The 9525-nt window shown below is 53.9% G+C and carries 13 protein-coding genes; all 13 read right to left on the minus strand.

Going from position 1 to position 9525, the window contains the following annotated elements; all coding sequences use genetic code 11:
- A partial coding sequence (locus VEI96_03590; GenBank protein HXX57059.1) for a biotin carboxylase N-terminal domain-containing protein occupies positions 1-1099 on the minus strand: 1099 nt, incomplete at its 3' end.
- A gap of 122 nt (positions 1100-1221) precedes the next feature.
- Positions 1222-1647: an acetyl-CoA carboxylase biotin carboxyl carrier protein gene (accB, locus tag VEI96_03595; GenBank protein ID HXX57060.1), complete on the minus strand. Its 426-nt coding sequence runs from the start codon at positions 1645-1647 to the stop codon at positions 1222-1224.
- On the minus strand, positions 1647-2207 hold the full coding sequence (efp, locus tag VEI96_03600; GenBank protein HXX57061.1) for an elongation factor P: 561 nt from the start codon (positions 2205-2207) through the stop codon (positions 1647-1649). Before efp ends, accB begins: the two co-directional genes overlap by 1 nt.
- Positions 2208-2221: 14 nt before the next feature.
- On the minus strand, positions 2222-3364 hold the full coding sequence (locus tag VEI96_03605; protein HXX57062.1) for a Xaa-Pro peptidase family protein: 1143 nt from the start codon (positions 3362-3364) through the stop codon (positions 2222-2224).
- The gene (gene aroQ, locus VEI96_03610) at positions 3345-3776 is read right to left on the minus strand and encodes a type II 3-dehydroquinate dehydratase (GenBank protein HXX57063.1); all 432 of its coding nucleotides are present in this window, start codon (positions 3774-3776) and stop codon (positions 3345-3347) included. The genes VEI96_03605 and aroQ overlap by 20 nt, the downstream gene beginning before the upstream one ends.
- A 132-nt stretch (positions 3777-3908) precedes the next feature.
- On the minus strand, positions 3909-4265 hold the full coding sequence (locus tag VEI96_03615; GenBank protein ID HXX57064.1) for a hypothetical protein: 357 nt from the start codon (positions 4263-4265) through the stop codon (positions 3909-3911).
- Between the two features lie 93 nt (positions 4266-4358).
- Positions 4359-5330 carry a tetratricopeptide repeat protein gene (locus VEI96_03620; protein HXX57065.1) on the minus strand — a complete coding sequence of 324 codons (972 nt, stop codon included), beginning with the start codon at positions 5328-5330 and terminating at the stop codon, positions 4359-4361.
- A 34-nt stretch (positions 5331-5364) separates the two neighbouring features.
- Positions 5365-6543 carry a bifunctional phosphopantothenoylcysteine decarboxylase/phosphopantothenate--cysteine ligase CoaBC gene (gene coaBC / locus VEI96_03625; protein HXX57066.1) on the minus strand — a complete coding sequence of 393 codons (1179 nt, stop codon included), beginning with the start codon at positions 6541-6543 and terminating at the stop codon, positions 5365-5367.
- Positions 6530-6970, minus strand: coding sequence for a DNA-directed RNA polymerase subunit omega (rpoZ, locus tag VEI96_03630; protein ID HXX57067.1), 441 nt, complete (start codon positions 6968-6970; stop codon positions 6530-6532). The genes coaBC and rpoZ overlap by 14 nt, the downstream gene beginning before the upstream one ends.
- An 8-nt stretch (positions 6971-6978) precedes the next feature.
- The gene (gene gmk, locus VEI96_03635) at positions 6979-7593 is read right to left on the minus strand and encodes a guanylate kinase (protein ID HXX57068.1); all 615 of its coding nucleotides are present in this window, start codon (positions 7591-7593) and stop codon (positions 6979-6981) included.
- A complete protein-coding gene (locus VEI96_03640; GenBank protein HXX57069.1) occupies positions 7571-7903 on the minus strand; it encodes a DUF370 domain-containing protein in 333 nt (110 codons plus the stop codon). The genes gmk and VEI96_03640 overlap by 23 nt, the downstream gene beginning before the upstream one ends.
- A gap of 16 nt (positions 7904-7919) precedes the next feature.
- Positions 7920-8768, minus strand: a complete 849-nt coding sequence (locus VEI96_03645; protein ID HXX57070.1) for a YicC/YloC family endoribonuclease — start codon at positions 8766-8768, stop codon at positions 7920-7922.
- A 158-nt stretch (positions 8769-8926) separates the two neighbouring features.
- A partial coding sequence (locus tag VEI96_03650) for a hypothetical protein (protein HXX57071.1) occupies positions 8927-9525 on the minus strand: 599 nt, incomplete at its 5' end.

Raw genomic sequence — 9525 nt, forward strand, 5'->3', positions numbered from 1 at the left:
CACCCGGCCCGCCGGGCTGATAAAAAAAGGTGATCTTCCCGGGAGAAGGGATGAACCGCTCAGGGTCCTCAGCGTTGATCCTGCATTCTATCGAATGACCCGAAGGCTTTATGCTTCCCTGTTTATATTCCAGGGGAAGACCGGCCGCAAGCTTTATCTGTTCCTTAATGATATCGATGCCCGTCACCATCTCCGTAACCGGATGCTCCACCTGTACCCTTGTGTTCACTTCCATGAAATAGACACTTCCGTCGGGCTCGACGATGAATTCGATGGTGCCCACATTCTTATACTTCATGGCCCGTGCGGCCCTGACAGCCAGTTCCCCGATCTTCTTCCTGAACTTCTCTGTCGAAAAGGGTGAAGGCGATTCTTCGATGAGTTTCTGATGCCTCCTCTGTATCGAACAGTCGCGCTCACCTAGGTGAATGACGTTTCCCTTGCTGTCGGCCATGATCTGGACCTCAATGTGTCTCATCTCCGGAATATATTTCTCGATATAGAGCTCGCTGTTCCCGAAAGCTGTAAGAGCTTCTCTCTGCGCCAGATGGAATGCGTGATCGAGTTCGCCCTCTTCCCCGACGACCCTCATGCCCTTGCCCCCTCCCCCTGCTGATGCCTTGAGGATGACGGGAAAGCCCACTTTTCTCGCAATCTTCAGCGCTATTTCTTCCGAAATGACAGGCCCGTCACTGCCGGGAACAACTGGGATCCCTCTCCGTTTCAGGACCTGGCGTGCCTTCGCCTTATCCCCGCCGAGCCTTATATTTTCGGAAGACGGTCCGATAAAGGTTATTCCCGAAGTGACGCAGGCCTCGGCAAAATGCGGGTTTTCGGCGAGGAAGCCGTATCCTGGGTGTATCGCCTCTGAGTCTGTTATCTCGGCCGAACTGAGGATGCCGGGGATGTTCAGATAACTCTGAACCGAGTTTGCCGGACCGATGCATATAGCCTCGTCTGCGAGTCTCACATGCATGGAATCCTTCTCTATATCGGAGTAAACGGCAACGGTTTTGATATCGAGTTCCTTGCATGCCCTGATGATCCTGACCGCAATTTCTCCCCTGTTCGCTACGAGGATCTTCCTAAAGAGTTTCATCGTTCACCTTGCATTCATGAGCATTGAAGAAAAAGACTTCTCTGCCGGCCACGGTCAGCAGACAGGAGTTACCGCAACGTTCCCCGGGCCGCTACCCTCGCCCCGACGCCACTTACCTGTGCCTATGCCGGCTCTATGAGAAAGAGAGGCTCTCCGTACTCTACCGGTTGACCGTTCTCGACGAGAATCCTCATGATGATACCGTCAACCTCGCTTTCTATCTCATTCATCAGTTTCATCGCTTCGACAATACAGAGGACCTGGCCTTTCTTCACTCTGGCACCGTTGTCGACGAATTGCGGCGCATCAGGGGCCGGTGAGCGGTAGAACGTCCCGACGATGGGGGAGGTAATGGTCACGAGTCTCTGGACGTCCTCCTCGACCTCTCCCGGCTTCTCCTGGGACACCGGTATCTTCGTCTGCACCTCCAGGGAAGGAAACGCCTGCCTCCGTATCTTGACCTTTGTCCCGTCCTTCTCCACCTGGAGTTCGGTTATGTCCGTCTCCTTCAGAAGGGATATCAGTTCTCTGAGGTCTTCAAGCTCCATCACTTGACCCTTTCGATATATTCTGACGTCCGTGTATCGATTTTCAGTCTGTCCCCTTCGCTGATATGGAAGGGGACCTTTACCACAGCACCCGTCTCGAGTGTCGCCGGTTTCGTTCCTCCCGATGCAGTGTCACCCTTGAAACCGGGATCGGTCTTTACGACTACAAGTTCCACAAAAGTCGGCAGTTCAACCGTAAGGGGTTCTCCCTTATAGTCGAGAACCTTGACCGTCATGTTCTCCTTCAGAAATTTCTTCACGTCTCCAAGCTGGGCCTCGGTGAGGGGGACCTGTTCGAAGGTCTCCGTATCCATAAAGAAATGCATATCCCCCTCCGCATAGAGGTATTGCATAGCCTTCTCTTCGAGCTGGGGTGTCTCGAATTTTTCACCGGACCTAAAGGTATCCTCCAGCACGCTTCCTGTTCTCATGCTCTTCAGTTTCGTCCTGATGATCGCCCCGCCTCTTCCCATCTTAACATGCTGAAAGTCCACAATCTCAAAAGGCTCTCCCTTATACTCTATCTTGGCACCTTTCCTGAATTCGTTCGTCGATAGCAATGCAATCTCCTTTCTTAGGCAATAATCTCGAGATTCTTCGGCAGGGTGGTCAACACCTCACAGCCGGCAGACCGCACGAGTACCATGTCCTCGATCCTCACCCCTCCAAGCCCCGGCAGGTATATCCCCGGTTCGACAGTGAAGACCATGTGCTCCTGCACCACGGTCCTCTTCGTCCAGGTTATCCGGGGCAGTTCATGAACCTCAAGGCCAACTCCGTGACCCGTACCGTGACCGAAATACTCCCCATATCCGGCGTTCCCGATACTCTCCCGCGCCGTACCGTCTATGATCTTCCCTTGTTCGCCCGGACTGACAGAGGAGATTGCGTCTCTGTTCGCCTTAAGGACGGCCTCATATATCCCTTTCTTCCTCGTCATGTCTCCGCCTCTCAGAAGCAGCGTCCTCGTCATGTCAGAGACATACCCCTCCGCCTCTCCTCCCCAGTCGACAACAACGAGGTCTCCCGGCGAGAGCCTCTTTTCCGTCGCCTTCGCATGCGGCATCGCCGCATTGTCTCCGGACGCCACTATTATATCAAAAGGGATGCGATTACAACCTCTTTTTTTTAGCCTCTCCTCGAGCATTCCGGCGATCTCAAGCTCACTCCTCCCTGCTCTTATCCGGGGCTTAATGTCACGAAACGCATCTTCGGCACGCCGGACGGCTTGCCGAATAAGGGCTATCTCATCAGCATCCTTCACCGCCCTCAATCCTTCCACGAGACCCCTTAGGGGCTTGAGGCCGGCACCGATCCGGGAAAGGGCGGAAAAGACCTCATACGACACGGAAGATTCGAAGCCGAGCATGCCGACGCCGAGCGACCTGAGGAGCTTTCTTATCGTCCCGAACCGGTTTCCCTTCTCGATTACAATTTCCCATGCAACAGATGATCGGGATGTCGCGCCTCCCCTGCTGTCCTTCTTCGATAATTCCCGTTCAGCCTCCTCCCGATATCTGAAATCCGTCACGAAGACGGCATCCCGTTTCGTTATGAGAATGAAGCCCGACGTGCCTCTGAAGCCGGAGAGATACCGGATATTGATGAGGTCGGTTACGAGGAATCCATCGACTCCTCTATTCCGGATGGAATCCCGTACCCGTGCGATGCGGAGCGGATACCCGGTGATAATCGCGCTACCTCTGAGAAATGATATTTTTTGCGGCTATGAGTGCAAGGATATAGCTTTCTGCGCCAAAGCCGATGATCTGGCCCCGCGACACCTCCGCGGTGTAAGACTTTCTTCTGAATTCCTCTCTTTCGTGAATATTCGAAATATGCACTTCTATGGCAGGCTTCCCGACGGAAGCGATTGCGTCTCGGATGGCTATGCTCGTGTGCGTGTAGGCTGCCGGATTGATGATGAGGAGATCATAATCGTTCTTCTGTATCGTGTCGATGATCCCTGATTCACTGTTGGATTGGATGACGGTCAGATCCATTCCCAGTTCCGCGGCCTTCTCTTTCATTCTGGCGTTGATTTCCGAGAGAGTCAGGGTACCGTAAATATCGGGTTCCCTTTTCCCGAGCAGGTTCAGATTCGGACCGTGTATAACTAAAACCTTCATATGCGCAAGATGAAAATCAGCCTGTCGGGACAGGAGACCTCAGAAATTCTACGCCAGTTCAGGCCGGACCGTGTTCTTTCATATCCCGGCGCCTGTCGCCGTATTCTCGTGCCCGACGTCAATCCTCTGCCGTCAGAATTCTCCCTCGATCTTCGGGATCGTTGTTCGGAGGATAAACCTGCCCTTTCCATAGTTTCCATCGGGAGTGATGATGAGGGCGAGGTAGTATTCCGCATTGATCCGGCGCATGACGATACCGCATCTATCAGAGATAATCGAAAATTCCCGTGCTTTGCCAAGACCGAGGTCCTCTGCTGCAAGGTTAATATCTTTAATCATCGCGGAGGACTCGGCCCCGAGTTCATCAAGGCTGAGAAGTTTCTGGACGGTGTATTCTTCCACCGGAATACCGTCGGAACCGATTATGGCTGCGGATGCGGCACCGTCGACCTTTTCGACAATTTCCTTAAGGACAGGCAAAAAACTCATCTCTCCTCGGTTCCGAGTAACTGGTTAATTGATTCATCGAGCCGTTGAGGCCCGTCACAGGGCAGATGCCTTGCAGACAGACCAACGAACTCTCTATTCGGAAGATGCGCTAAACCTTCTCTTTATCCCTTCGCGGAAAGCCTCCAGTCTCGCTATCATGAGCTCTTCGCCTTTTCCGATCAGTTTCAGAAAAGCCCTGAGCTCAGCGACCCGCTGGAGAAGGTCTCTGTTTTCGGGGTAACGTGTGAGCAGTCCCCTGTAGAGATTAATCGCTTCGGAATAGTCGCCGCTGGTGATAAGGGAATCAGCAGCTTCGATCTCCGCCCTCATGGCGGCATAGCTGCCTTCGCCAGAGGGAGGAACTTCTCCAGAGACGCCCGCCGGATGCACTGGCTCCGGGGAATCAGCCCCGATAACAAAGACTCCTGCCTCCGGCTCATCTTCAAGCTGCTGGGAAAGGGACCTGCTGAATTCCTCAAATTCTTTTCCGAAATCCTCTGATTTCACGATCCCGGTAACTTCACCTTCAGGGAGTTCCGCCGCAAGAATGCCCTCCTCCATAATTTCCTCAGCCGTCTCTTCTCCTCCCGCCGCTTCAAGCAATGTTTCACGGGCCGCTGCGGCCTTGCCTTCAGGAGAAAGAGCGGAAGTCGCTCCCTCAGAGGGTATTGTTTCGAGGGTTTCGAGACAGGCCTGAGCATCTTCATCGAGGGGGTTCAGGACAAGCACCGTCCGGTATTCCGTTACGGCCTTCTCCGTCTCTCCCAGTTCCCGGTATATATCTGCAAGTTTTCTATGGGCAAAGAGATTGTCCGGTACCGACCGGATGACTTCCTCAAATTCGAGCTGGGCTTCGCTGAGCATGTTCTTCTCGAGATATATCCTTCCCAAGGCAACCCGCGCACTGGTATAGCCCGCATGCTGTTTCAGGCCGTTCAGAAGTACGGTAATAGCCTCATCCGGCATTCCCGACTTTCTGTATTCTTCGGCGAGGGGAAGGAAAAGCCGCGAATTCGGGTCCTTCTCAACTCTCTGGCGCAGTTTCTCTATCTCTTCGAGTGCCATATTCGTTTAATTTTTATAGAAATCGAGGGAAAAGTCAAGGAATAAATTTGAATAAATCCGAAATCCTATCGAGAAGGGCATCGGCAGCTTCATCTTTGGTCATAAGGGGCAGACTCGTCATGCCTTCCTTCCCGATAATCGTGATCTCGTTCGTGTCGACGTCGAAGCCCGAACCGGTAGAGAGCACGTTGTTAAATACCATGATATCAACGCCCTTTTTCCTGCCCTTATTCTCAGCCCGCTTCACGTGAGGCCCCGTTTCTGCCGAGAAGCCTACAAGAAGCGGTTTCCGGCGCATCGCACCGAGTTCTGAAAGGATATCCGGTGTCCTTCTGAGTTCGAGCTTCAGTCCATCGCTCTTTTCGATTTTTGTATCCCTTCTCCTGATGGGCGCAAAATCAGCAACCGCTGCAGCCATGACAAGGACATCGCAGCGCAGGTTCCCGAGGACCGCTTCTCTCAGTTCCGCTGCGGTCTCGACGAAAATCACCTCTGCCGATGCGGGAGGTTTGATCTGCGTCGGTCCGCTGATGAGTGTCACCTTCGCTCCTCTTCTCGCCGCCGCCCTCGCAACCGCATATCCCATTTTGCCCGACGACCTGTTAGAGATGAAGCGCACCGGGTCCACGTATTCTCGGGTCGGCCCGGAAGTCACGACAAATCTCTTACCGGAAAGGTCCTGCCTCGATAGGGCAGACTTTATCGTCTCGATTATTTCCGGGACCTCAGCCATCCTGCCGACGGCCTCTTCCCCGCAGGCCAGAATCCCCCGCTCGGGGCCGACCTGAAGGAATCCCCGTGATAGGAGATAATCGAGGTTCTTCCGGAAGATCGGGTTTTCGTACATCCTCCAGTTCATTGCCGGTGCGATGACTACGGGACCCTTGAATGAGAGCATGCAGGTGCTGAGGAGGTCATCGGCGATTCCCTGTGCGAATTTCCCTATGCTGTTTGCCGTCGCAGGAGCTACGACGAAAAGATCCGCATCAGCGGTAAGCGAGATATGGGACATCGGGTCGACATAGAGGTCGGAATGGACTCTATTCTGAGATGACACCTCGAGGGAAAGGGGCGTTATGAAATTCTTCGCGGCGGAGGTCATGACCACATGAACCGCTGCCCCTTCCTCGGTGAGCCTTCTCGCTAATTCAACTGCCTTATATACAGCGACACTTCCCGTGAGACCGAGGAGTATCTTCCTACTCTTCAGCACCGCTTTCATCCCCAAGGGCCTCGTAACTCTTCGGGGATTCCGATTCCTCTCCCTTCTCGACAAAGAGGTCCTCCAGGGCTTTCCTCTCGCCGGTCTCCCTTTCGTGCAGGTAGACCTTCAGGTCCTTCTCGAGTTCGGAAAGGTCTTCAGGTGCGCCTTCTCTCCGCTTCTCCTCCAGGTACTTCCGGTAATCGAATTTCTTCGCCTCCTGCTTCGCCTTCCTCGCCTCGTCGCCCACAAGGAACTCCAGAGAACCGCTCAGGGCTTCTTCGATCGCGACTGTCGTCACCTTCTTCGACCTGGTGGCGATCTTCGGTTTTACCCCGAGTGCCAGTTCCCTCGCCCTCTGCGCCGCGATCGTCGCAAGTCTAAATTTGCCGTCTATGAGCTTCTTTTCAATTTCAACCGGCAACGCGATAATATCCATATCTCCTCCTAAGCCATAACGTTTCTTATCCATTCAGGGTCTACCCTTTCCGTCTTAATCCTCTCGGCAATCACGACGGCCTTCAACTCCGTGAGAGCCTCGTCGAAGACATCGTTTACTATAACATAATCGTAATTTTTGTACTCCCCTATCTCCTGGACCGACCGCTTCATCCTCAGGGCTATCTCCTCGGGAGAATCGCTCATACGGCCCTCCAGCCTCGCCCGCAGTACATCGAGGGAAGGCGGAAGTATAAAAATATACACGCCGTTTTCATAACTCGCGCGGAAGTGGCGCGCGCCCTGCGTATCGATATCGAGGAGCACGTCGAGACCCTTTCCCATCATCTCGTAGAGGCGTTTTCTCGAAGTCCCGTAAAGGTTTCCGTGGACCTTTGCCCATTCGACGAATTCATTATCCTCGATCATTTTTCTGAATTCTCCTTCATCCACAAAGGTATAGTCCCGGTCACTCACCTCACGGGGGCGGGGAAACCTCGTGGTATACGAAACGGAATGTCCTATGTCGGGAAGCTCACTGATAAGCTGCCGGCAGAGCGTCGTCTTACCGGCCCCAGAAGGCGCTGAGACGACGAAGAGGTTACCGCTCTTCTTCCTGATCATCAACCCGATCCCGGTGTTCGGAAAATCTCAGGTCCTTCGGCATCCCGTCGGCGCCCCTGAAGTCATGGAACCGTTGGGTTATCGTCTCTGTCTGGAGGGCGCTGAGGATGATATGGTCGCTGTCGGTAACGATGATCGACCGCGTCCTCCGTCCTTCCGTAGCGTCCAGCAGTTTTCCCCGTTTCTTCGCCTCGTCCCTCAAGCGTTTCATAGGTGATGAACCGGGCGTTATTATCGCGACCACCCTTGCAGCAGAAACGACGTTGCCGAAACCTATGTTCACTAGTATCGGACTTAAGTCTCTTTTCATCTCTTTCCACCCTCTCCTATTGAAGATTCTGAGCCTGTTCCCTCATCTTTTCGAGCTCCGCCTTTATCTCGATCGAAAGATTCGTGATCCGGTAGTCATTCACCTTCGAGGCCACCGTATTCACTTCCCGGTTCAACTCCTGCAGGAGGAACTCTATCTTCCTTCCCACGGAATCACCGTTGGACAGGATCTCCTTCACCTGCGCAACGTGCGAGTGGACCCTCGTTATCTCCTCACTGATATCGGTCTTCTCGGCCATAATCGCGGCCTCCTGGAGCACCCTGCCCTCGTCATACTGAACTTCCCCGAAAAGGTCATGGAGTCTCTCGATGAACTTCTCCTTGCAGGCGGTCACCGCGTCGGGTGTAAAAAGAGCGATCTGTTCGCTCATCTGTTCTAGCCGTGCCAGTCTCAGAAAGATATCCGTCGCGATCGTCTCTCCCTCGCGATCTCTCATATCTCCAAGTCTCGACAGGGCATCATTGAAGGCCTCGAAGAGCGGGCCCGCATCGTAGTCGATTTCTTCCGAAAGGATGAGGTCCCTGAATCCCGCGAGGGTGCCTATCTCGATATCTCCCGTCAGCGAAAGCTCCTCTTTTAGTGCGACGAGGGCCTGATGGAGTTCCCTCGCGATTCCGACATCGAGCTTCACTCTATGACCCTCTTCTCCGGTCACGGAGACGATGGCGTCGAACCTCCCCCTCGAAAATCTCCCTTTAATAAGGTTCCGCAGCGGAATCTCGTGAAGGCTGAGGTTCTGCGGGATCTTTATCGATATGTCCATGAACCGATGGTTCACGGACCGGACTTCCACCTTGAAGGGGCCCTTCTGAGAAGACCCGAAACCCGTCATGCTCTCTATCACGGCAGCCTCATCGTATCAAACAGCCCTCTAGCCCCTTCTTTCATGAGATTATGTTATTAGAAACAGGGCCGAAAGTAAAGACTGGGATAATAACTCTCAGGAGGAAAACAAAAGAGGGCGGGCAAAAAGCCCGCCCTCTCCTTGACCTTTCCAATGCGCTACGGATTTGTTATCGTGACTGTCGCTGTGAAGAGATTGCTCTTCGTATCGACCACTGCTATGCTAACAGGACGCCCTGCCGCCGGGATGCCCGTGCAATCTGCTGCCACTGTCGCCGAGAATGTCTTACCACTCGCAGTTACCGTGGTTGGACTGACGACCACTGAAGCCAACGACGATGTTATTGTATAACCCGGACTTCCACCAGTGACAACAAATGTCGCTATGCCGCCAGTAGTACAACTAATCGGTACAGTTGCAGGGGTAACTGTCAAAGGTGGCGGAGTCGGTGTCGGCACTGGCGTAGCCGTCGGTTGAGGGGCCGCCGTGACCGTGACCGCTGTTGAGCCTGATACGCCGCCGGATGTGGCGGTTATGCGATCAGTTTCGCCTCCGAACCCCGATGGCAGGGTGGGCGCCGTGAACTGCGCCGTCGCAACGCCGCTTGTTGTCTGTGCAAAAGCATCTACTCCACCGGTGCCCTGCGTGACGCTGAAGTTCACCGCAGTACCGTCAGGCGCAGGAGTTCCGGCACTTGTCGTCACCTGCGCGGTAATGGTGGATATCCCAGCAGATGCCACTGACTGAGGATTCGCGG

It is taken from the genome of Thermodesulfovibrionales bacterium (genome assembly GCA_035622735.1).
Taxonomy (GTDB): Bacteria; Nitrospirota; Thermodesulfovibrionia; order Thermodesulfovibrionales; family UBA9159; genus DASPUT01.

Coding starts and splice junctions, on each gene's coding strand:
- accB (HXX57060.1), bottom strand. CDS start 1,647: ATGGAGCTTGAAGACCTCAGAGAACTGATATCCCTTCTGAAGGAGACG.
- aroQ (HXX57063.1), bottom strand. CDS start 3,776: ATGAAGGTTTTAGTTATACACGGTCCGAATCTGAACCTGCTCGGGAAA.
- VEI96_03615 (HXX57064.1), bottom strand. CDS start 4,265: ATGAGTTTTTTGCCTGTCCTTAAGGAAATTGTCGAAAAGGTCGACGGT.
- VEI96_03620 (HXX57065.1), bottom strand. CDS start 5,330: ATGGCACTCGAAGAGATAGAGAAACTGCGCCAGAGAGTTGAGAAGGAC.
- rpoZ (HXX57067.1), bottom strand. CDS start 6,970: ATGGATATTATCGCGTTGCCGGTTGAAATTGAAAAGAAGCTCATAGAC.
- gmk (HXX57068.1), bottom strand. CDS start 7,593: ATGATCAGGAAGAAGAGCGGTAACCTCTTCGTCGTCTCAGCGCCTTCT.
- VEI96_03640 (HXX57069.1), bottom strand. CDS start 7,903: ATGAAAAGAGACTTAAGTCCGATACTAGTGAACATAGGTTTCGGCAAC.